Below are 21,326 nucleotides of genomic sequence, written 5' to 3'. Positions count from 1 at the left end.
CGATTGTGCTAGCGACTACCGTCTACAACCGGACGTTTCTCCTGTCGATCCCGTGTCGACGACCGCAGAAGGGGTTCTAGTGGCCGACGCCTCCAGCACTGACGACATCGCCACCCTCCGGTATCCCGGAGGGGAGCTCGATTTGAACATCGTGCATGCCACCGAGGGTTCGAATGCCATCGAGCTGGGCTCGTTGTTGGCCAAGACCGGCTACACCACGTACGACGGCGGGTTCGTCAACACCGCGTCGACCAAGAGCGCCATCACCTACATCGACGGCGATGCCGGCATCCTGCGCTACCGCGGCTACCCCATCGAGCAGCTGGCCGAGAAGTCGACCTTCATCGAGGTCAGCTACCTGCTGATCTATGGCGAGCTGCCCACGGCCGAGCAGTTGGGTGAGTTCACCACCAAGATTCAGCGGCACACCCTGCTGCACGAGGACCTCAAGCGGTTCTTCGACGGCTTCCCGCGCAACGCGCACCCCATGCCGGTGCTGTCCTCGGCAGCCAACGCACTGAGCGCCTACTACCAGGACTCGCTGGACCCCAAGGATCCCCAGCAGGTCGAGCTGTCGACCATCCGGCTGCTGGCCAAGCTGCCCACCATCGCGGCCTACGCGTACAAGAAGTCGGTAGGCCAGCCGTTCCTGTACCCGGACAACTCGCTGAACCTGGTCGAGAACTTCCTGCGCATGACGTTCGGCCTGCCGGCCGAGCCCTATGAGGTGGACCCGGAGATCGTCCGGGCGCTGGACATGCTGTTCATCCTGCACGCCGACCACGAGCAGAACTGCTCGACCTCGACGGTGCGTCTGGTGGGTTCGTCGCAGGCCAACCTGTTCACCTCCATCTCCGGTGGCATCAACGCACTGTGGGGCCCGCTGCACGGTGGCGCCAACCAGGCCGTGCTGGAGATGCTGGAGAAGATTCGCAGCGAGCACAGCGATGTGCGCGACTTCGTCAAGAAGGTGAAGAACCGCGAGGACGGCGTGAAGCTCATGGGCTTCGGTCACCGGGTCTACAAGAACTACGACCCGCGTGCGCGCATCGTCAAGGAGCAGGCCGACAAGATCCTCGGCAAGATCGGCGGCGACGACGAGCTGCTCGACATCGCCAAGTCGCTGGAAGAGATCGCCCTCACCGACGACTTCTTCATCGAGCGCAAGCTCTACCCGAATGTGGACTACTACACGGGCGTCATCTACCGGGCCATGGGCTTCCCGACCCGGATGTTCACCGTGCTGTTCGCGCTGGGCCGGCTGCCGGGCTGGATCGCGCACTGGCGCGAGATGAGCGCCGACCCGAGCACCAAGATCGGCCGTCCGCGCCAGGTCTACACCGGCTACACCGAGCGCAACTACCCCTAACCTTTCCCCCGCGAGCGGGCGTGTCTGTACCGAGACACGCTGGGTTTGGTGTGCAATTCCGCGTCGCTTGTGCCGCTCAATGTGCGCTGACTGTCAGCAACGTCACCCTGGTCGACGTTGCTCGAGGGATAGTTGTAGTTTCACAATAGTTAGGTGAAAGCAACTATCGGTGCGTTCAGTCGACGGCGAAAGACGATCATCCTGATCTCCTGCTGCCTGAGCCTGCTGATCGTGTCGATGGATGCCACCATCGTCAATGTCGCGATCCCGTCCATCCGCGCAGACCTCGACGCCTCGACCAACCAGATGCAGTGGGTGGTGGACGTCTACACACTGGTGCTGGCATCGCTTCTCATGCTCTCCGGGGCCGCCGGTGATCGATTCGGCCGTCGGCGCGTGTTCCAGATCGGGTTGGTGGTGTTCGCCTTCGGGTCGCTGCTGTGCAGTCTGGCGCCCAGTATCGAACTTCTGATCGGCGCCCGCCTGGTCCAGGGTATCGGCGGCTCGATGCTCAATCCTGTTGCGCTGTCGATCATTTCGCAGGTGTTCACGGGCCGGGTGGAACGGGCTCGGGCGCTCGGATTCTGGGGCGCCGTGGTCGGCATTTCGATGGCGCTGGGCCCGACTGTCGGTGGGCTACTGATCCAGTCGGTCGGCTGGCGCGCGGTGTTCTGGATCAACCTGCCGATCTGTGTGGCCGCGATCGTGCTGACCGCGCTGTTCGTCCCGGAGTCCAAGTCGGCCACCATGCGCAACATCGATCCCATCGGCCAGGGCCTCGCGGTGACGTTCCTGTTCAGCCTGGTGTTCACCCTGATCGAGGGGCCCGGCATGGGGTGGACGCACCCGCGGACCGTGGCCGTTGCCGCGCTGGCTGCGGTGGCCTTCGTGGCGTTCCTGCGCTACGAGCGGCGCCGCGAGGATCCTTTCATCGACCTGCGCTTCTTCCGCAGCATCCCGTTCGCGGCAGCCACTTTGACCGCGGTCACGGCGCTGACGGCCTGGGGCGCCTTCCTGTTCCTCATGTCGTTCTACCTGCAGAACGAGCGGCATTTCTCGGCGATGCACACCGGCCTGATCTATCTGCCGATTGCCATCGGTGCGCTGGTGTTCTCGCCGCTGTCCGGACGGATCGTGGGCCGGTATGGCTCGCGTCCGTCGCTGGTCACCGCGGGCGTGCTGATGGCTACCGCCGCGGCCATGTTGACCACGCTCACCGCAACCACTCCGCTGTGGCGGGTGCTACTGATCTTCGCGGTGTTCGGCATAGGCTTCGCGATGATGAACGCTCCGGTGACCAACGCTGCGGTCAGCGGCATGCCGGTGGATCGAGCCGGGGCCGCGGCGGCGGTCACCTCGACCAGTCGGCAAGTGGGCGTGAGCATCGGTGTGGCCCTGTGTGGTTCGCTGGCCGGGCCGGCATTGGTCGGTGGTGGAGTCGATTTCGCGGCGAACACGACGCCGATGTGGTGGGTGTGCGTTGGCGTGGGGGTGACCATCACGATTCTGGGCTTGGTCTCGACGTCTCCGCGGGCGTTGGCCTCGGCACAGCGGCTGGCACCGCTGGTGGAAGGTAAGCGGGAGCTGGTCGATGTCAGGTAACCCGTTGGCCGACAAGGCGTGGCAGGCCATGGCCGCAGTGGTCTTCGAGCACCGTGACGGCTGGAAGCGCACCGTGGTGGAACAGTCCGGGTTGCCGTTCAGTCGAGTTCGAATTCTGCGCCGGGTGGCGATCCGGCCGATGACCGCCAAACAACTGGCCGAGGCCACCGCGATGGATGCGCCGGCCACCACGGTGGTGATCAACGACCTCGAGGAACGCGGACTGGTTGCGCGAGAAACGGATCCGGCGAATCGGCGGTGCAAGCTGGTGTCCCTGACTTACGCGGGCCGGGTGATGATTGATCGCATCGATCAGGCCGACGACCCGGCGCCGGCGGCGTTCGACGTACTTGATGCCGACGAACTCGATGCACTGCAGGCCATCTTGGCCAAGGTTCGCGGCAAGTAGCCTCAAGCGCCCGCCAGTACCGCCATCGCAGCGTTGTGCCCACCGATACCCGACACCGCACCACCCCGCCGAGCTCCTGATCCGCACAACAGAATTCGATCGTGGTCAGTGGCCACACCCCAGCGCTGGGCGGGAGTGTCCAGCGGAGCGTCGTCCTCGGTGAACGGCCATTGCAAGGCGCCGTGGAAAATGTTGCCCGCTGTCATGCCCAGGGCGGCTTCCAGGTCTGCAGTCGTCTTGGTCTCGATACACGGCGCGCCGGTTGCGTCGGTGAGCAAAACGTCCTCGATCGGTTCGGCCAGAACAGAATTCAGCGATGCCAGGACCGCTGCAGTGTATTCGTCACGGCTGGCAGGCAACGTGTGTGGCGTATGCAGGCCGAAGACCGTCAGCGTCTGGGCGCCGGACTCCTGCAGACGTCTGGACAGAATAGTGGGGTCGGTCAGTGAGTGGCAATAGATTTCGCACGGCAATGGGTCCGGCATCAGTCCGCCTGCCGCGGCGTCGTACGCTGCGTCGAGCTGGCTGAGCCGCTCATTGATGTGGAACGTGCCACCGAAAGCCTCTTCAGCAGTGACGTTTTCGTCCCGTAACCGGGGTAGGCGACGCAGCATCATGTTGACCTTCACCTGGGCTCCGGGTTCGGTCCGCGGGCCCGCCTCCCCGAGCAGTCCGGCCAGCGTTGCCGGCGTCACCCCGGACAGGATGTACCGTCCGTGCACCCGGTGTTCCTCATCGAGACAGCGGTAGCGCACTTCGCCGTCCGGATCTACGGCGTAAACCTCTGCGTCGGTGGTTATTTCGACGCCGAAGCTGGTGGCGGCGCCTGCCAGCGCGCCGGTTACCGCGCCCATGCCACCGATCGGGACTTCCCAGTCACCGCCGATCAGGTGGTACAGCAGGCAGATGTTCTGGATCAGCGACGGGTCATCACTGCGAGCGAAGGTGCCGATCAGTGCGTCGGTGGCGATGACGCCGCGGACCAGATCGTTGTCGACGGCCGCGGTGACTGCCGCCGACACGGGTCGTTCCGTCAGTGCCTGCCAGGTGTCGGCGGTAATCGGGTCTGAAGGCAGAACATGTTGGCGGACTTGGCTTCTGGTGCGCAGCGGCTCGAGAAGCGTCGGCCACAGTCGGTCGGTGACCAGATGCATGCGCCGGTAGAACTCGGCGAACCCGCCGGCATCTGCGCCGGCGCCGATCGAATCGAATGTGCTGTGCGGACCGATCAGCAGCCCGGTGCTCCCGCCGGTCGCCGGGTCCGGCGTGTAAGACGAATATCTGCGGTGTGCCAACCGGATTCGTACGCCCAGGTCTTCGGTGATCCGTCGGGGCAACAGGCTCACCAGGTACGAATAGCGTGACAGCCGAGCCTCCACCCCGGCGAATGCATGGGCCGAGACTGCCGCTCCGCCGATGTGTCCAAGACGCTCCAACACCCGCACCCGTCGACCGGCCCTGGCCAGGTAAGCGCCGGCCACCAGCGCGTTGTGGCCGCCTCCGACGATGACGGCGTCGTAAGTCGTGTGGTTCTCGTCCACCCGGTCAGTCTGCCGGACTACGGTGGGGTTCGTGGCTAACACAAAACCTGAGATCGAATTTCCCGACGGCCCCGCGCCGGCCGACCTCGTCATCGAGGACGTGATCGTCGGAGACGGCCCGGAGGCCGTGCCCGGCGGCAACGTGACGGTGCACTATGTGGGTGTCGAGTACGACACCGGTGAAGAGTTCGACAGCTCCTGGAACCGCGGCGAGACCATCGAGTTCCCGCTGCGTGGCTTGATCCAGGGTTGGCAGGACGGTATCCCCGGCATGCGGGTCGGTGGGCGGCGCAAGCTGACCATCCCGCCCTCTCAGGCCTATGGACCGGCGGGGTCGGGGCACCGGCTGGGCGGCAAGACGCTGATCTTCGTGATCGACCTGCTCGGCGTGCGCTGACCGATTCCTGACCCACCCAGTGGCCCTGTGCGGGCCACTGCGGCGTGTTGTGGCGCCAACGTGCGGTACCCGACCCGGTCGGCTCTAGGCTCGAACTGCTTCTCGGGCCACTAGCGGCCGGGCAGGGAGGTCTACATGCCGAAATCCGATGCACCCACCGCCGGCTTCATCCGCCAGTTCGGTGGGCACCGTTGGCTGCTGGTGCTGGTTTTGGTGGCTTTGGTTCTCGCTGCGGTCGGCTGGACAGCGTTCGGTCGCGGTGACAGCGGCCCTGCGGCCGATGCCGAGGGCAGGCGCGGCACGGAGACGACCACCGTCCCGGTCCCGACGCCAGGGCCCAGAACCCAGGGCGCGAATGCGGCGGAGTTGGGGATAACCCGTGACGGTGACACCTTCACCCTTTCTGGCAACGTCCCTGACAGCATCTCGAAGTCGGTGCTGGACTCCGCCGTCAAGGCCCAGTGGATCAACGCCAATGTCGTCGACCAGTTGAACGTGGTCGAGGGGGTATCGGCACCGGACCTTTCGGCAATCGGTGGGGTGCTCTCGGCGGCGGATTCCATTCCGGATTTCAGCCTGTCTCTCAGCGGCGACACGCTCACGCTGGTGGGCACTGCGCCGACGCTGGAGGTTGCCTCCCAGGTGCAGGAAGCAGCCAGCCTGGCATTCCCGAACACAAAGTTGGCCAACAACATTCAGATTCCGGCGCTGGGTGGTCCGGCACCGCCGCCCACGGGGGCAACCCCACCGAGCGCAGCGGCCGCGGCCGGTTCGAATCACTGCGCGACGCTGCAGTCAGACATCACCGGGACATTGCGCACCCCGATCAGTTTCCTCACCGGTGGTTCTGAACTGACCGCCGATTCTCGCCAGGAGCTGGCGCAGGTTGCCGGCAAGATTGAGGCCTGCCCGGCGGTATCAGTGAGCGTGGTCGGCTACACCGACAATGTCGGCAGTGCCGCGGCGAATCTGAGCCTGAGCGCCTCGCGCGCTAAATCCGTTGCTGCTCTTCTTGTTTCCGATGGCGTGCGGATCGACCACGTGACATCGCGCGGCGCCGGGTCGGCCAATCCGGTCGCCAGTAACGACACGCCGACAGGCCGGGCGCAGAACCGTCGGGTCGAGATCACCACACACTGACCCGTTGATTGTCTGGCGAGTCGGCCGGCCTTATGGCACTTGCGATTTGGAGTGGTTAACTTCCCTTGACGTCAAGGAAACTTGACCACTCCGGACCAGCGGTGCCGGTGGGAGAGTGTCGGCCACTTCGGTGCGACCGCACGAGTGGCAGGCCAAGGGAGACCTATTGCTGCCTGAGCACAAACCCCACACCGCGGACGGTGTGCAACAGCCGCGGCGCCCCGTTGGCCTCCAGCTTGCGGCGCAGGTAGCCGATGAACACGTCCACCACGTTGGTGTCGGCGGCGAAGTCATAGCCCCAGACCAGTTCCAGCAGTTGGGCCCGGGACAGCACCGCGGTCTTGTGCTCGGCCAGGACGGCCAGCAGGTCGAATTCGCGCTTGGTCAGGTCCACGTCGGCGCCGTTGACCCGGGCCCGGCGGCCCGGGATGTCGACCTCCAGTGGTCCGACCTGGATGGTCTCAGAGGAGAAAGTCGCCGTTGCGCCGCGGCGACGCAGCAGCGCCTTGACCCGGGCTACCAGCTCGGCCAGTACGAACGGCTTTACCAGGTAGTCGTCGGCTCCGGCCTCCAGTCCGGCGACTCGGTCGTCAACCGAGCTGCGGGCCGACAGCACGCACACCGGGACGTCGTTGTCCATGGCGCGCAGCGCGGTGACTACGCTGACGCCGTCCAATATAGGCATATTGATGTCCAGCACAATGGCGTCCGGCCGAAATTCGGTGGCGCTGCGCAGTGCTTCGGCACCGTCGACCGCGGTGGACACGTCGAAGCCGGACAGCCGCAACCCGCGTTCCAGGGACGCCAGGACGTCCGGGTCGTCGTCGACTACCAGCAGGCGGGGAGAGGAACTGCCGCTATCCATAACGCCATCTTGCCCGATAGATCCGCGACGCAGGCGTCCGGCACGCAGTGGGATTTGCGGTTGGCGTGCAAGCATTGATGGTGTTGTGACTGAATTAGCCACGCCCCTACGGTCGGAGCCGGCGATTGCGCCCGCGCCGCGGCAGACGCGTGCGTCATCGGACCTGGTCCGATTGCTGTCGTACCTGCAGCCCTACCGCAGCCGCTGGGTTGGCATGGTGGTGGCCTCGGTGGTCGGGTTGGGTGCCACAGTGGCCATCCCGCTGGTGACCAAGGCGGTCATCGACGGACCGGTGCGCCACCACGATCAGCGCGGTGTGTGGGTGCTCGGCACCGCAGCTTTGGCGCTGGGGCTGCTCGAGGCGGTGCTGTGGTTCATCCGTCGTTGGCTCGGTGCCCGGGCGACCATGGGTGTGGAGGCCGACATCCGCAAGGATCTCTACGCGCGGTTGCAGATTCTGCCGATGTCGTTCCACCGGCAGTGGCAGTCGGGGCAGCTGCTGTCCCGGGTGATGAACGATCTGAGCACCATCCGGATGTTCCTGTCGTTCGGTCTGTTGTTCCTGGCGCTCAACGGAATACAGATCGTGGTGGTGACGGCCATCCTGTTGTCCATGTACTGGCCCATGGGTGTGGTGGTGCTGGCGTCGGTGCTGCCGATCACCGTCACGGTGCTTCGTTTTCAGCAGAAGTTCACCCGATTGTCGCGGTTGGCGCAGGACCAATCCGGCCACGTGGCAACAGATGTCGAGGAATCGGCGCTGGGTCTGCGGGTGATAAAGTCGTTCGGTCGAGAGGACTACGTCTACCAGCGCTTCGATGAGCGTGCCGTGGCACTGTACGGCGCCGAGGTCGGCAAGGTGGCGGTGTCCGCGCGGTTCTGGACCCTGCTGGAGGTCATCCCCAATGTGACGCTGATCGTGGTGCTGGGCTTCGGCGCCTATGCCGCCGGGCACGGCCTGGTCACCATGGGCACGCTGGTCGCCTTCATCACCATGATGCTATCGCTGGTCTGGCCCATTTCATCACTGGGTTTTCTGTTGTCGATGATGCAGGAGTCGATGACTGCGGCGAATCGCGTGGCCGAGATCTTCGATGCGCCAGTGGAAATCACCGACGGTCCGGTGACCGCGGTGCCTCGGGGCGGTCTGCTGGAATTGCGTGACGTCGGCTTCCGTTTTCCAGACGCAGAGCCCGACGATTGGGCGCTGCGCCATGTCTCGGTGACGGTGGAGCCGGGTCAGACGCTGGCGCTGGTCGGCGCCACCGGCTCCGGGAAATCGGTTCTGGCCGCACTGTTCTCCCGACTGTACGACGTCACTGAGGGAGCGATCCTGCTCGACGGCCGCGACATCCGAGAACTGTCGTTGCCCGCGCTGCGGTCGGCTGTGGCCACCGCATTCGAGGACCCGACGCTGTTCTCGATGTCGGTCGTCGAGAACCTGGCCCTGGGCCGCGGCCCAGATAACCTCGCGACTGCTGACGAGATCCGCGCGGCCATCGACGTCGCGGTCGCACAGTTCGTCTACGACCTGCCGTACGGTCTGGACACCCGGATCGGGGAACAGGGCATGAGCCTGTCGGGTGGGCAGCGCCAACGGCTTTCACTCGCCCGCGCCATCCTGGCGGCACCGTCAGTGCTGGTGCTCGACGACACCCTCTCGGCGTTGGACATGCACACCGAGGCTGCGGTCACCGCCGCGCTGCGGCGGGTGCTGCGGTCCGGCCCGGGCGTTTCTGGGATTGTGGTGGCGCACCGCGCGTCCACCGTGCTGCTGGCTGATCGGGTGGCGCTGCTGCAGAACGGCACCATCACCCGGATAGGCACCCATGCCGAACTGTTGGCGCAGGCGCCGGAGTACCGCTACCTGCTGTCCGCTGACGACGAGTTGGACGACGGCTCTGAACGCAGTTGCGATTGGGAACAAGACGCCGACCGGGAGCGGTTCGAGCAGCTGTATCTCGAGCAGCAGCCGGTTGAGGCTGATCAGCCCGCCGAAGTGAGGCGGCGATGAGCACAGACTGGCGCGGTCGGGCCGTCGACGCGACCGCTGACCTACCCTTCGACGAAACCGTGCCGCGCCGCCGCGAAGCCAGGGCGCTGCTGGGTTCGCTCCTGGTGCCCTACCGGGTTGTCGTGGTGCTGCTGGCTGTGGTTGTGGTGGTGGAAAACGCTGCGCGGCTGTCGGTTCCGCTGCTGGTGCAGCGTGGCATCGACCGAGGCATCCCGCCGATCGTGCACGGCGGATCGGCCCGCGAATTGGTGCAGATCGTCCTGGCCCTGTGTGCGGTGGTGGCGCTGCAGGCGACCAGTCGCATGTTCTTCCTGAATCGATCCGGCCGGATCGGGCAGAAGGTGTTGTTGGAACTGCGACGCCGGGTCTATCGGCAGTTCCAGCAACTCGACGTCGCGTTCCACGACCGCTATACCTCGGGCCGGGTGGTGAGCCGTTCCACCAACGACATCGAAGCCATCCAGACCATGCTGTCGACGGGATTCGACAGCCTGATCACCGCCGTGCTCACCCTCGGCGGCACCGCGGTGCTGTTGGTCACCCTTGATCTGCACCTCGGGCTGACCTGCCTGATCGCGTTCCCGTTCCTCATCCTGCTGACTGGCTGGTTCCGCAGCGAATCGACCAAGACCTACCGCAAGGTTCGCGAACAGGCTGCGTTGGTGATCGTCCAGTTCGTCGAGACCATGACCGGCATCAAGGCGGTTCAGGCCTACCGCCGCGAACCGCGCAATCAGCAGATTTTCGACGCTGTTGCAGACGATTACCGGGTGATCAACGAACGCACCCTCACCCTGTTGGCGGTGTTCATGCCAGGGGTGAAGCTGGTCGGCAACGTCACCACCGCCGTGGTGCTGCTGTATGGCGGTTACCTGGCGCTGCACGACCGGATGACCATCGGCACCCTGACGGCGTTTCTGCTGTACCTGCGGATGTTCTTCGAACCGATGCAAGACATTTCGCAGTTCTTCAACACCTTCCAGTCGGCGGCTGCAGCACTGGAGAAGCTTGCCGGGGTACTTGCTCAGCGGCCGGCGATCGCAGACCCGACGGATCCGGTCACGCTCGGGAATGTGAAGGGCGACATCACTTTCCGTGATGTCGTGTTCGGCTACACCGCAGAGCATCCGGTGCTGCCGGGCCTCAATCTGACGGTGCCCGCGGGTCAGACCGTCGCCGTGGTCGGTGCCACTGGCGCCGGGAAGACCACGATCGCCAAACTGATCGCCCGGTTCTACGACCCGGTGTCTGGAGCCGTGACGCTCGACGGGGTGGATCTGCGGTCCATTGCCGAGCTCGAGCTACGCCGGCACGTGGTGATGGTGACGCAGGAGAACTTCATGTTCGCCGGCAGCGTCGCCGACAACATCAGGTTCGGCAGGCCTGACGCCACCGTCGGTGACATCCGGGCGGCCGGAGCCGCCGTCGGGGCCGATCGGTTCATCGACGGACTGCCGGAAGGCTATGACACCGATGTCGCCAGCCGCGGCGGTCGGCTGTCCGCGGGCCAGCGGCAACTGGTGGCGTTCGCCCGCGCATTCCTGGCCGACCCGGCGGTGCTGATCCTCGACGAGGCCACGTCCTCGCTGGACATTCCGACCGAACGCCTGGTGCAGCGGGCCCTGACGACCGTGCTTGCCGGGCGGACCGCTCTGGTGATCGCGCACAGGCTCTCGACCGTGCAGTCCGCTGACCGGGTGCTGGTACTTGACGGTGGCCGGATCGTCGAGGACGGTGCCCCTGCTGACCTGATCGCCGGAAACGGGCGGTACGCCGCGTTGCACCGGGCCTGGATCGAGTCGCTCGCGTAACCGCTACGAGGAGTTTGAGTGCACAGCTACGACGCCGGGCCCACTGACGCCCCGATCCTGGAGGAGACGATCGGGGCGAACTTCGAGCGCACCGCCGCTGAGCATCCCGACACCCTGGCGCTGGTCGACCTCGCTCAGGGGTTGCGGTACACGTATGCCGAATTGAACGCCGAAATCGACCTGATGGCCCGCGGATTGATGGCCCGGGGTGTCGGCAAAGGGGACCGGGTCGGCCTCTGGTCGCCCAACTGTGCGCAGTGGGTGCTGACGCAATTCGCGACTGCCAAGATCGGCGCCATCCTGGTCAACATCAATCCGGCCTACCGGACGCACGAATTGGCTTATGTGCTGGGCCAATCCGGCGCGCAGATGCTGATCTCGGCGACCGCCTTCAAGACCTCCGACTACGCGACGATGATCGCCGAAGTCCGTCCGGAGGCTCCCGGTCTGCGTGACGTCATCTTCCTGGACAGTGCGGACTGGGCGCAGCTGCGTGCCGACAGCGCATTAGTCAGCGCCGACGAGTTGGCCGCCCGGCAGGCCATGTTGACCAACACCGATCCCATCAATATCCAATACACCTCGGGCACAACGGGTTTCCCGAAAGGTGCAACGCTGTCGCATCGAAACATCTTGAACAACGGCTACTTCGTCACGGAGGGCATCAAGCTGCAGCCGGGGGAGCGGCTGTGTATCCCAACGCCGTTCTACCACTGCTTCGGCATGGTCATGGGCACCCTCGGCTGCACGACACACGGTGCGGCCGTGGTGATACCGGCGCCCGGGTTCGACCCCGGCGCGACGCTGGATGCCATCGAATCCGAGCACTGCGCTGGCGTGTACGGGGTGCCGACCATGTTCATCGCCATGCAGAACCACCCGTCGTTCGCCCAGCGGGATCTGTCCAGTCTGCGCACAGGCATCATGGCGGGCTCGGTATGCCCGGTCGAGGTGATGAAACGCTGTGTCGCAGAGATGAATATGACCGAGGTGGCGATCGCCTACGGCATGACCGAAACCTCGCCGGTGTCCTGCCAGACGCTGATCGACGACGATCTGGACCGACGCACCGCGACGATCGGTCGGGCGCATCCGCATCTCGAGGTCAAGATCGTCGACCCGGTTACCGGCGAGACCGTGCCCCGCGGCCAGACCGGGGAATTCTGCACGCGCGGTTACTCGGTGATGTTGGGCTACTGGGTTGACGACGAAAAGACTGCAGAGGCAATCGATTCTGACGGCTGGATGCACACCGGCGATCTGGCGGTGATGCGGGATGACGGTTACTGCGCGGTGGTGGGACGCATCAAGGACATGGTGATCCGTGGCGGTGAAAACGTCTATCCGCGTGAGATCGAAGAGTTCCTGCACACCCACCCCGACATCGAGGACGCTCAGGTGATCGGAGTGCCCGACTCCCGGTACGGCGAGGAGCTCTGCGCCTGGATCCGGATGAAACCCGGATCGAAACCGTTGGATGCCAACGCAATCCGAGAGTTCGCTGCCGGGCAACTGGCGCACTACAAGATTCCCCGTTATGTGCACGTGGTCGACCAGTTCCCGATGACCGTCACCGGCAAGGTACGCAAAGTCGACATGCGCACCGAGAGCATCCGCTTTCTCGGCTTGTAAATTCCCGCCTAAACGGCAAACGGGGCCGCAAAGTTCGCGTGGAAGCGGCCATTTCGTCGATTTCGGCGACGTGAACCCCGCAGGTCACCCCTCGTGTTGACGCCACCGTAGGCGCAGGTCTATGGTTCATCCGGTCAGCACCTCGCTAGGCGAGGCTCCTGGACGAACAGAAGCCACTGATCCGACGACGTCGAGAGACGCCCAGGGTTAGGACAGGTCTCCCCGGATTAAGGGGTGACTCGAAGTGGCTATCCGCCTCAGCGGATTACGTCGTTCAGTGCCGAAGCTCTGACGAGAGGGGTGTACGTGGCACCGCTTTTAACAGGTCCTTGAGGCCTGGATCGGTCGCCGCCTTCTCCCCTTTGTGTTGTCATTGAGGCACTGCCCTGATGGGGCCCGACGGCGAGGAGGTGAGGGACGACATGAAACCTGGCGATGGTCCGAGTTCCAGTCCGGAACGAAAACGTAATGCAATCAAGCATTTCCAATGCTTGTTGGAGTCCCCGCTGTGCCGTCGTCATGCGAAGGGTCTGGCTGACCACGCCGTCTGAGGCAGGCACTCGGGGCTGAACCCGACAGGAGCCTGTCATGACCATTTTTCGTACCCACGCAGTACGTCGTGTTGCCCGGTTGGTGAACGCTCGCACACACCTGACCCCGCAGGAACGACACAACCTCCGGATGTCCCAGACGCCGATCGCGGTGATCTCGGCTTCCATCGGGGCGCACCCCGACTTCTGACCGTCCGGTCGCACCCCGACTCCTGACCGTCCAGTCGCCTAGGGCGCCACGGTCCGTCCACCCGCCGGTGGGCGGACCCGTGGCGTGCCGCGAACACCCCGAGAGGACACCCGACATGGCCTTCTTTGCCCGCGTCCCGCGCAATGCAGCCGGAAATAACGCTGTGCCACAACGTGATTCGACCGGTACCGCGGTGCTGGACAGTGCCCACGTCGGCGACATCGTCGGCGCCTTGGGCACCATCCGCGTCGACGACACCGCCACCGGCCGCAGCTGGCTGCAGCGGCTCAAGATGCTGCTGGTCGTCATGGGTCCCGGCCTGATCGTGATGGTTGGAGACAACGACGCCGGCGGCGTCGCAACCTACGCACAGGCCGGCCAGAACTACGGCATGGCGCTGCTGTGGACGCTGGCGCTGCTGATCCCGGTGCTGTACGTAAACCAGGAGATGGTCGTCCGGCTCGGTGCGGTCGCCGGGGTCGGCCATGCCCGGTTGATCTTCGCCCGATTCGGCAAGTTCTGGGGTGCCTTCAGCGTCGGCGACCTGTTTGTCGTCAACGCGCTCACCATCGTCACCGAATTCATCGGTGTCTCACTGGCTTTGAACTACTTCGGGCTACCCAAGTCCATTTCGGTACCGCTGGCCGCGGTGCTGTTGTTCGCGGTGGTGGCCGGCGGTTCGTTCCGCCGTTGGGAGCGTTTCATTTTCGCGCTCATCGCGGTGAACATCGTGATGTTCCCGCTGGCCTTCATCGTGCATCCGTCAGCGGCCGAGACCGTCAAGGGACTGATCCCGACGTTCCCGGGCGGGCTGAACTCGACGCTGCTGTTACTGATCGTCGCGGTGGTCGGCACCACTGTGGCTCCGTGGCAGCTGTTCTTCCAGCAGTCCAACATCGTCGACAAGCGCCTGACTCCCAAGTGGATCCGCTACGAGCGGGTCGACCTGTGGATCGGCATCGTGGTGGTGATGGTCGGTGCGGTGGCGGTCATGGCTGCGGCTGCCTTCGGCCTGGCCGGCACCGACGTCGTCGGTAACTTCACCGACGCCGGCGATGTGGCAAAGCAGTTGGGCGACCACGTTTCTCACACCGCGGGCGCGCTGTTCGCCATCCTGCTGCTGGACGCGTCGCTGATCGGTGCCAACGCGGTCGGGCTGGCCACCACCTATGCGCTCGGTGACACCTTGGGCAAGCGGCATTCGTTGCACTGGAAAGTTACCGAAGCCCCTGCTTTCTACTTGGGCTACGCGGCGCTGCTGGTGGTCGCCGGCGCGGTGTCCTTCAGCCCGGATCACGTGCTGGGTCTGCTGACTCAGGGCGTGCAGGCTCTCGCCGGGGTACTGCTGCCGTCGGCAACGGTGTTCCTGGTGCTGCTGTGCAACGACAAGGCGGTGCTGGGACCTTGGGTCAACACCATGCGACAGAACATCGTGGCGGGCGCCATCGTGTGGAGTCTGGTGCTGCTGTCGCTGGCGCTGACCGCGGCGACGTTCTTCCCGAACCTGACTGCCGGACAACTGGAATTGGGTTTTGGTGTGGGTGTTGCAGTTGGGCTGCTCGGTGGAGTGGCGGTCGCGCTGGCCGTCCGTCGGTCCGGGCGGGAAGACCGGGAACAAGCCGCGGTCGAGGTCGCGGTCCAGCTGGGTGGCCTGGATCCGGACCAGGTTGCCGACCTGGACGAGCAGCCGCACGACCGCACGGTGCGCAAGGCCCTGCTGGAGCAGGAACGGGAAACCTTCCGTACTCCGGCGCTGGAAACCCTTGAGCGACCGGTGTTCTCGCCGCTGCGGATGGCAGGCATGGTTGCGTTGCGCGGTTATCTGCTGATTGCCGTGGCGCTGGTCGGGGTGAAGATCGCCGAGGCGATCGTCAGCTGAGTGTCTAGCTGAGCGAATCACCTTGTCGGGGCCGGTCTTCCGTTGTTCAACGGTTGCCCAAGCCGGACAGTTGCCAGGCCAGTTGGTGCTGCACGCCCGGGATTTTGCCGGCCACTGTGGTCATCACGTTGCGAATCGGTCGGGCCGCTGCGGGCAGCGTCGCCAGTCGGGTCAGCCGGTCGGTCAGCGTCACCACCTTTTGCGCCAGGGGGCGCCGCGCCGCGCTGTACTCATCGAGCACGGCGTCGCGCCCGGTTGTCAAAGCCGTTGTCAGGGCTTCGCTTAACGCAATGCTGTCCTGGATGCCCAGATTCATGCCCTGACCGCCGGCGGGGCTGTGGACGTGTGCGGCATCGCCGGCGAGCAGCACCCGGCTGGCCCGGTAGCTGTCGGCGATCCGATGGTGGACCCGGAACCGGGATCCCCACGCGACGTCGGTCACTGTCACCCGGCCCGGGCCGAATCCGCGGGCGTCGAGCATTTCCTGGATGAACCCGGCGGACGGCAGCTCCGGTGCTTCGTCCACGGGCGCGACGATCCGGTAGGTGCCACCCGGAAGTGGGGCGACCACGGTCATGCCGTCGGAGGCCCAGAACAGGATCACCTCGTCGTCGGTGACCTCACCGGTCAGACGTACGTCGGCCAGGGCGAAGGACTCGCCGTATTGCCCACCGTGGAACCCGATCCCGGCTTGCTCCCGGACGACGCTGTGCATGCCGTCGGCGCCGACGAGGTACTGCGCCCGAATGGGCTCGCCGTCGTCGAATTGCGCGGTGATGCCCTGGGCGTCCTGGGTGATGCCGGTCAGAGTTTTCGGCCGGACCACCTCGCCGCCGAGCTCGGTCAGGCGCTCCAGCAGCAGTCGTTCGGTAGTGGACTGGGGTGCCATCAGGATGTAGGGATAGCGGGTCGGCAACCAGCTGAAATCGACCGGGATCAGGGTCCGGTGGCCGTCCCGGATGGTGAAGAGCGGTGCCTGAATGCCCTGTTTGACCAGTCGATTCGACACGCCCACGGGTTCGAGGACTTCGAGCGTGCGTGCGCTGACGGCCGCGGCCCGCGAGGTGTTGGCGCCGGCCGTCAGCCGGTCCACCACAGTGGCGCGGACGTTGTTGGCCCGGAGTGCGACGGCCAGGGCGAGTCCGGTGGGGCCGGCTCCGACGATCAGCACATCGGTGTCAGTCATCTGCGTCTCCTTCCGCGAATGCCAACGCTTGTTGGCATAACCAGGGTCGCGCGTTTCGGACTAAAAGTCAACAAGTGTTGGCATACACTTGTTGGCATGCGCAGATCGTCGGAAGAAACCAAGGCGGTGATCCTGGCGGCGGCCCGGGAACGGTTCGCCGAAACCGGCTACCAGGCCGCGACCATCAGGGCCATCGCCGCGGACGCGAACATCGATCCGTCGATGGTCATGCGGTACTTCGGCAACAAGGACCAGCTGTTCGCCGCCGCGGTGGAATTCGATCTAAGGTTCCCGGACCTGTCGGATGTGCCCAGGGCTGAATTGGGCGGGTCGCTGGTGAGGCATTTCCTCAAGCGGTGGACCCAGGACGACGGCCTGATCGTGCTGTTGCGCTCGTCGACCACGAATGCTGAAGCGGCACAACGCATGCGCGGCATCTTCGCGGAGCAATTGGGGCCGGCGATCGCGCGCCTTAAGCCGGTTGACCCCCAGCGGTGCGCAGGCTTGATCGCCACCCAGACCCTCGGGATGGCGCTGTGCCGGTTCGTCTTGAAGCTCCCGCCCGTCGTCGATATGAGCGACGACGACCTGGTCCACTGGCTCGGGCCGACGCTGCAGCGCTACCTCGACGAGGACTGAGCGCTGCAGCTCAGGCCTCGATCTCGCCGGCCACCCGGCGTTCGATTGCGGCCCGGGTGATCGCCGGTAGCGCGATCAGTCCGTCGAGTTCGTGGCGGGCCTTGCCGTAGGCGTTCTGCCGTTCGCCAGGAGTGGCAGACGGATCAGCCGCCACCCGCAGCAGGTGCTGTGCACGAGCGAGCCGCTCCTGGTCATCTGCCGAGAAGTCGCTGCGGCGACGACGGATCGCCTCGGCCTCGGCGACGTCGAAGGCCGAGGCGTATTCGTGCACCGCGTCGCGGTATTCGAGCTGAGCATTGCGATCGCCCACCAGATCGTCAGCGCTCGCAGGCCGCAGCAGATCGGCGCGGCTCTTGGCCTTGTGGAAGGCGACGGTCAGCGGATCGCGCAGATTGGTCATCGCCGGGAAGTCCAGCAGCTTGGCCACATCCATCTCGTAGCTCAGCCAACGGGCGTCGGTGTCGTCATGTTGGGTAAGCACTTTGGTGACGGTGCGGCGGTCGGTGACCGCATCGGTGCGGCCCCGGCCGGCAGCTTCGGCCACCGCGATCTTGGTCTGCTGCTTGATTCGGAAGCGTTCGAGGCGGCGTTCCGCGCGACGGTCGTTGGCCACGGCAAGCGCGCGGACCGCACCGCCGATCATGCCGCCGAGCGGAAAAATCAGCCACCAGAAGTGCATCGCCATCTGCACCCTGTCCAGCATGCCATCGCCGAGGCTCAGTTGCCGAGCAGCCCGATCCGCCGGTACCGCTGCAACCGCACGCCGAGTCGCTGGGCCGCAGGCACGGTATGCAAACGCTGCAGTTCCTCGGCGATGGCAGCCGACATCCGACCGGTGAACTCTGCCGGTTCGTCGGCGGCGTCGGGCCGTTCCGGCACGATCGCGTCGACGATGCCGTCGCGCAACAGGTCCGCGGACCTAACACCTTGGGCGGCAGCAAGTTCCGCCGCATGATCGGTGTCGCGGTAGACGATGGCACTCGCCCCCTCCGGGGGCAGGGGCGCCAGCCAGCCGTGCTGTGCAGCCAGCACCCGGTCGGCGGGCACCATGGCCAACGCAGGTCCGCCGCTGCCCTGGCCCAGCAGCACCGACACCGTCGGCGTATCGAGCGTGACCAGTTCGGCCAGGCATCGGGCGATCTCGCCGGCCAGACCCTCCTCCTCGGCTTCCTGGGACAGAGCCGGCCCGGCAGTGTCGATCACCAGCACCAGTGGCAGCTGCAGGCCGGCGGCCAACGTCATGCCCCGGCGCGCCTCGCGCAGCGCCCGCGGGCCGATCATGCCGCCGGACACCCGGCGCTGACCGACCACCACCGCGGGCTGCCCGCCGAACCGGGCCAGTGCCAGCGCCGTCGTTCCCGATTCGCCGCGCCCGGTTCCGGACAGCAGCACCCGGTCGGTGGAACCGTGCTCAAGCAGGTAATCCACGCCCGGGCGGTCAGGCCGCCGCGACGCCACCACCGACTCCCACGCCGGGATTTCGGCGCGCGCCGTATTGCTCGCCGTGACCCAGCGCGCCGAAATCACGGGAGACGAGGGCGGGTCGGTGAGCACCGTGAGCACGCGGTCCAACACACCGCGCAGCGACGTCAGGGGCACCACACCGTCGATCACGCCGTGGGCGGACAGGTTCTCGGCGGTTTGCACGCCTGCGGGAAACTCCTCGCCGTACAGATGCTCGTAGACCCGAGGACCCAGGAACCCGATGAGCGCACCGGGTTCGGCCGCGGTCAGGTGCCCCAGCGAACCCCAGGAAGCAAACACCCCGCCAGTGGTCGGATGCCGCAGGTACACCAGGTAGGGCAGGTGCGCCCGCTTGTGCAGCTCGACCGCAGCGGCAATCTTGACCATCTGCAGAAACGCGACGGTGCCCTCCTGCATCCGGGTACCCCCGGACGATGGTGAGGCCACCAGCGGCAGCTTCTCGGCCGTCGCGCGCTGCACCGCGGCGGTAATGCGCTCGGCCGCAGCCACTCCTATTGACCCGGCCAGGAAGTCGAATTCGCAGGCCACGATGGCCACGCGGCGTCCCATGACGGTGCCCTCCCCGGTGACCACAGACTCGTCGAGTCCGGTGCGGGCCGTGGTGGCGGCGAGTTCGGCGCGGTACTCCGGCGACGTGGCCACCCCCAGAGGCGGCCCGTCCCAACTACGGAATGACCCGTTGTCCAGCATCGCGTCGAGCAGCTCAGCAGCACCGGTCCGGCTCATACAGGAAGCGTATATAGGGTGGGTCGCATGATTGGTGTGACGCGAGATGGCAACGTCCTGACCCTGGAGATGCAGCGACCCGAGCGACGCAACGCCCTCAATGGTGCCCTCGTCGACGGCCTGCGTGAAGAGATCGAGAAGGCCTCACCGTCGGATACCCGCGCGATCGTGCTGACCGCGCAGGGCACAGTCTTCAGTGCGGGCGCCGACCTGTCCGACGCCGAAGGCGTGGCAAAAGAACTGCCGGACAAGGCGCTGGCCCTGAACCTGGCCATTGACGCCAGCCCCATCCCCATCATCGCGGCGCTCAACGGCCCGGCGATCGGCGCCGGGGTGATCCTGGCCATGATCTGTGACCTGCGGGTCGCGGTCCCGAGTGCCTATTTTCAGTTCCCGATTGCCAAATACGGTCTGGCACTGGATAATTGGAGTATCCGCCGGCTCACCTCACTAGTCGGGCACGGCCGGGCCCGCGGCATGCTGATCGCCGCCGAGCGGCTCGACTTCGACACCGCACTGCAGACCGGCATGGTCAACCGCGCCGGCAACCTGGCCGATGCCCAGGCCTGGGCGGCCGAGATCGCCGGTTACGCACCGTTGTCGGTGGCGCACTCCAAGCGGGTGCTCAACGACGACGGCGCCTACGACACCGTTCGTGGCGACCACACCCGGATGTTCAACAGGGCTTGGGCCAGCCCGGACGTCATCGAGGCGCAGGTCGCGCGGTTCGAGAAGCGGCCGCCGAGGTTTTTGGGCATCTGATGCTGTGGCGTTCGGTGCGGCTGGCAGGTGGAACGGCGGCGCTGGTGGCCGGCGGCTGGGCGCTGCGGGCGCTCAACGGCGTGCCGTCCGCACTTGGCGCCAGCCCGATGGACATCGCGGTGGCCGCAGGCGCGTCACCGAACTTCCAGGACGGGGTGTTCGTCAACCTCGAAATGCCGTCGGGAGCCGGTCTGACGCGCGAGCAGCAGGCCGAGCTGCTGCGCGACCTGCTGAGCGGCAGCTCGGCGCAGAAGCCGCCAGTACCGATTCCGCTGGTTGAGCCCGATCCCGGAGCGACCCCGAGCGACTTGGCGGTCACGTGGTACGGGCACTCGTCCGCGATCATCGAGGTGGACGGCTACCGAGTGCTGGCCGATCCGGTGTGGAGCGAGCGGTGTTCGCCGTCCCAGACGGTCGGACCGCAACGAATGCATCCGGTTCCCGCTCCGCTCGAGGCGTTGCCCGCGATCGATGCGGTGATCATCAGCCACGACCACTATGACCATCTGGACATCGAGTCGATCATCGGCCTCGCACGCACCCAGCGCGCCAAATTCTTTGTGCCACTTGGCATCGGCGCGCACTTGCGGTCCTGGGGCATCCCGAGCGAGCGGGTCGTCGAGCTGGATTGGAACCAGAGCGCGCAGCTCGGCGAGCTCACGCTGGTGTGCACCCCGGCCCGACATTTCTCCGGCCGGTTCCTGACCCGGAACACGACGTTGTGGGCGTCCTGGGCATTGATCGGCCCGCGGCACCGCGCGTTCTTCGGTGGCGACACCGGATACACCAAGAGTTTCACCGACATCGGCGCCGATCACGGGCCGTTCGACTTGACCTTGATGCCGATCGGCGCCTATCACCTGGGCTGGCCGGACATCCACATGAACCCCGAGGACGCGGTGCGCGCGCACCGAGATATGGCGGACAACGGGCTTTTGGTGCCGATCCACTGGGCGACGTTCCGGTTGGCGCCGCATCCGTGGGCCGAGCCTGTTGAGCGGATGCTGGCTGCGGCGCAGGCGGAAGGAGTCTCGGCGGCGGTGCCCAAACCTGGGCAACGGCTGGAAACGGCGGCCCCACCAGGGTTGGATGTGTGGTGGCGGCCAGGAACCGGGTCGTGAGGTCGAA

At 65.8% G+C, this 21,326-nt stretch carries 18 protein-coding genes and 1 riboswitch; of the genes, 13 read left to right on the top strand and 5 right to left on the bottom strand.

The window, feature by feature from the left end; genetic code table 11:
• Nucleotides 1–79: 79 nt before the first annotated feature.
• From M2432_RS03335 to M2432_RS03325, 3 genes are all read left to right on the top strand, one after another.
• Nucleotides 80–1,369: a citrate synthase gene (locus M2432_RS03335; protein ID WP_280825347.1), complete on the top strand. Its 1,290-nt coding sequence runs from the start codon at nucleotides 80–82 to the stop codon at nucleotides 1,367–1,369.
• Nucleotides 1,370–1,522: 153 nt separating this feature from the next.
• Complete coding sequence (locus tag M2432_RS03330; RefSeq protein WP_280825346.1) at nucleotides 1,523–2,971, top strand: MFS transporter; 1,449 nt, start codon at nucleotides 1,523–1,525, stop codon at nucleotides 2,969–2,971.
• On the top strand, nucleotides 2,961–3,380 hold the full coding sequence (locus tag M2432_RS03325; protein WP_280825345.1) for a MarR family transcriptional regulator: 420 nt from the start codon (nucleotides 2,961–2,963) through the stop codon (nucleotides 3,378–3,380). The genes M2432_RS03330 and M2432_RS03325 overlap by 11 nt, the downstream gene beginning before the upstream one ends.
• Nucleotides 3,381–3,382: 2 nt before the next feature.
• Here M2432_RS03325 and M2432_RS03320 read toward each other — a convergent pair whose 3' ends face one another.
• Nucleotides 3,383–4,921: an NAD(P)/FAD-dependent oxidoreductase gene (locus M2432_RS03320; RefSeq protein WP_280825344.1), complete on the bottom strand. Its 1,539-nt coding sequence runs from the start codon at nucleotides 4,919–4,921 to the stop codon at nucleotides 3,383–3,385.
• A 31-nt stretch (nucleotides 4,922–4,952) separates the two neighbouring features.
• On the opposite strand from M2432_RS03320, the gene M2432_RS03315 reads away from it, so the two are divergent.
• Together M2432_RS03315 and M2432_RS03310 are read left to right on the top strand one after the other, a co-directional pair.
• Nucleotides 4,953–5,318 carry an FKBP-type peptidyl-prolyl cis-trans isomerase gene (locus M2432_RS03315; RefSeq protein WP_280825343.1) on the top strand — a complete coding sequence of 122 codons (366 nt, stop codon included), beginning with the start codon at nucleotides 4,953–4,955 and terminating at the stop codon, nucleotides 5,316–5,318.
• A gap of 135 nt (nucleotides 5,319–5,453) precedes the next feature.
• Nucleotides 5,454–6,458, top strand: coding sequence for an OmpA family protein (locus M2432_RS03310; RefSeq protein ID WP_280825342.1), 1,005 nt, complete (start codon nucleotides 5,454–5,456; stop codon nucleotides 6,456–6,458).
• A gap of 163 nt (nucleotides 6,459–6,621) precedes the next feature.
• Here the strand turns inward: M2432_RS03310 and M2432_RS03305 are convergent, their stop codons facing one another.
• On the bottom strand, nucleotides 6,622–7,323 hold the full coding sequence (locus M2432_RS03305) for a response regulator transcription factor (RefSeq protein ID WP_280825341.1): 702 nt from the start codon (nucleotides 7,321–7,323) through the stop codon (nucleotides 6,622–6,624).
• Nucleotides 7,324–7,408: 85 nt separating this feature from the next.
• Here M2432_RS03305 and M2432_RS03300 point away from each other — a divergent pair, with 85 nt between their 5' ends.
• From M2432_RS03300 to M2432_RS03280, 5 genes are all read left to right on the top strand, one after another.
• Nucleotides 7,409–9,337 (top strand): ABC transporter ATP-binding protein, encoded by a 1,929-nt coding sequence (locus tag M2432_RS03300; RefSeq protein WP_280825340.1) that lies wholly within the window; start codon nucleotides 7,409–7,411, stop codon nucleotides 9,335–9,337.
• Complete coding sequence (locus M2432_RS03295) at nucleotides 9,334–11,148, top strand: ABC transporter ATP-binding protein (RefSeq protein WP_280825339.1); 1,815 nt, start codon at nucleotides 9,334–9,336, stop codon at nucleotides 11,146–11,148. The genes M2432_RS03300 and M2432_RS03295 overlap by 4 nt, the downstream gene beginning before the upstream one ends.
• 18 nt (nucleotides 11,149–11,166) lie before the next feature.
• The gene (locus M2432_RS03290) at nucleotides 11,167–12,780 is read left to right on the top strand and encodes an AMP-binding protein (protein ID WP_280825338.1); all 1,614 of its coding nucleotides are present in this window, start codon (nucleotides 11,167–11,169) and stop codon (nucleotides 12,778–12,780) included.
• 134 nt (nucleotides 12,781–12,914) lie between these two features.
• A riboswitch (M-box (ykoK) riboswitch) is annotated at nucleotides 12,915–13,087 on the top strand.
• A gap of 281 nt (nucleotides 13,088–13,368) precedes the next feature.
• On the top strand, nucleotides 13,369–13,521 hold the full coding sequence (locus tag M2432_RS03285; RefSeq protein ID WP_280825337.1) for a hypothetical protein: 153 nt from the start codon (nucleotides 13,369–13,371) through the stop codon (nucleotides 13,519–13,521).
• A gap of 196 nt (nucleotides 13,522–13,717) precedes the next feature.
• On the top strand, nucleotides 13,718–15,400 hold the full coding sequence (locus M2432_RS03280; RefSeq protein WP_280825727.1) for a divalent metal cation transporter: 1,683 nt from the start codon (nucleotides 13,718–13,720) through the stop codon (nucleotides 15,398–15,400).
• Between the two features lie 46 nt (nucleotides 15,401–15,446).
• On the opposite strand, the gene M2432_RS03275 is transcribed toward M2432_RS03280, so the two are convergent.
• Nucleotides 15,447–16,586, bottom strand: coding sequence for an FAD-dependent monooxygenase (locus M2432_RS03275; protein ID WP_280825336.1), 1,140 nt, complete (start codon nucleotides 16,584–16,586; stop codon nucleotides 15,447–15,449).
• Nucleotides 16,587–16,682: 96 nt separating this feature from the next.
• Here M2432_RS03275 and M2432_RS03270 point away from each other — a divergent pair, with 96 nt between their 5' ends.
• A complete protein-coding gene (locus M2432_RS03270) occupies nucleotides 16,683–17,225 on the top strand; it encodes a TetR family transcriptional regulator (RefSeq protein ID WP_280825335.1) in 543 nt (180 codons plus the stop codon).
• A gap of 10 nt (nucleotides 17,226–17,235) precedes the next feature.
• Here M2432_RS03270 and M2432_RS03265 read toward each other — a convergent pair whose 3' ends face one another.
• Nucleotides 17,236–17,928 (bottom strand): hypothetical protein, encoded by a 693-nt coding sequence (locus tag M2432_RS03265; RefSeq protein ID WP_280825334.1) that lies wholly within the window; start codon nucleotides 17,926–17,928, stop codon nucleotides 17,236–17,238.
• Between the two features lie 14 nt (nucleotides 17,929–17,942).
• Entirely contained in the window at nucleotides 17,943–19,436 is a 1,494-nt protein-coding gene (locus tag M2432_RS03260; RefSeq protein WP_280825333.1) for a carboxyl transferase domain-containing protein, read from the bottom strand.
• A gap of 27 nt (nucleotides 19,437–19,463) precedes the next feature.
• Between M2432_RS03260 and M2432_RS03255 the strand changes: the two genes are divergently transcribed.
• Complete coding sequence (locus M2432_RS03255) at nucleotides 19,464–20,198, top strand: enoyl-CoA hydratase (RefSeq protein ID WP_280825332.1); 735 nt, start codon at nucleotides 19,464–19,466, stop codon at nucleotides 20,196–20,198.
• A 2-nt stretch (nucleotides 20,199–20,200) separates the two neighbouring features.
• Nucleotides 20,201–21,319, top strand: coding sequence for an MBL fold metallo-hydrolase (locus M2432_RS03250; RefSeq protein ID WP_280825726.1), 1,119 nt, complete (start codon nucleotides 20,201–20,203; stop codon nucleotides 21,317–21,319).
• The last annotated feature ends 7 nt before the right edge of the window (nucleotides 21,320–21,326 follow it).

Source organism: Mycobacterium sp. OTB74, assembly GCF_029892685.1.
Classification (GTDB): Bacteria; Actinomycetota; Actinomycetes; order Mycobacteriales; family Mycobacteriaceae; genus Mycobacterium.
Note: the sequence above shows the minus strand (reverse complement) of the source record. Positions and strands in the feature narration are given on the sequence as shown.

Coding starts and splice junctions, on each gene's coding strand:
- M2432_RS03325 (WP_280825345.1), top strand. CDS start 2,961: ATGTCAGGTAACCCGTTGGCCGACAAGGCGTGGCAGGCCATGGCCGCA.
- M2432_RS03310 (WP_280825342.1), top strand. CDS start 5,454: ATGCCGAAATCCGATGCACCCACCGCCGGCTTCATCCGCCAGTTCGGT.
- M2432_RS03305 (WP_280825341.1), bottom strand. CDS start 7,323: ATGGATAGCGGCAGTTCCTCTCCCCGCCTGCTGGTAGTCGACGACGAC.
- M2432_RS03295 (WP_280825339.1), top strand. CDS start 9,334: ATGAGCACAGACTGGCGCGGTCGGGCCGTCGACGCGACCGCTGACCTA.
- M2432_RS03285 (WP_280825337.1), top strand. CDS start 13,369: ATGACCATTTTTCGTACCCACGCAGTACGTCGTGTTGCCCGGTTGGTG.
- M2432_RS03275 (WP_280825336.1), bottom strand. CDS start 16,586: ATGACTGACACCGATGTGCTGATCGTCGGAGCCGGCCCCACCGGACTC.
- M2432_RS03270 (WP_280825335.1), top strand. CDS start 16,683: ATGCGCAGATCGTCGGAAGAAACCAAGGCGGTGATCCTGGCGGCGGCC.
- M2432_RS03265 (WP_280825334.1), bottom strand. CDS start 17,928: ATGCTGGACAGGGTGCAGATGGCGATGCACTTCTGGTGGCTGATTTTT.
- M2432_RS03260 (WP_280825333.1), bottom strand. CDS start 19,436: ATGAGCCGGACCGGTGCTGCTGAGCTGCTCGACGCGATGCTGGACAAC.
- M2432_RS03255 (WP_280825332.1), top strand. CDS start 19,464: ATGATTGGTGTGACGCGAGATGGCAACGTCCTGACCCTGGAGATGCAG.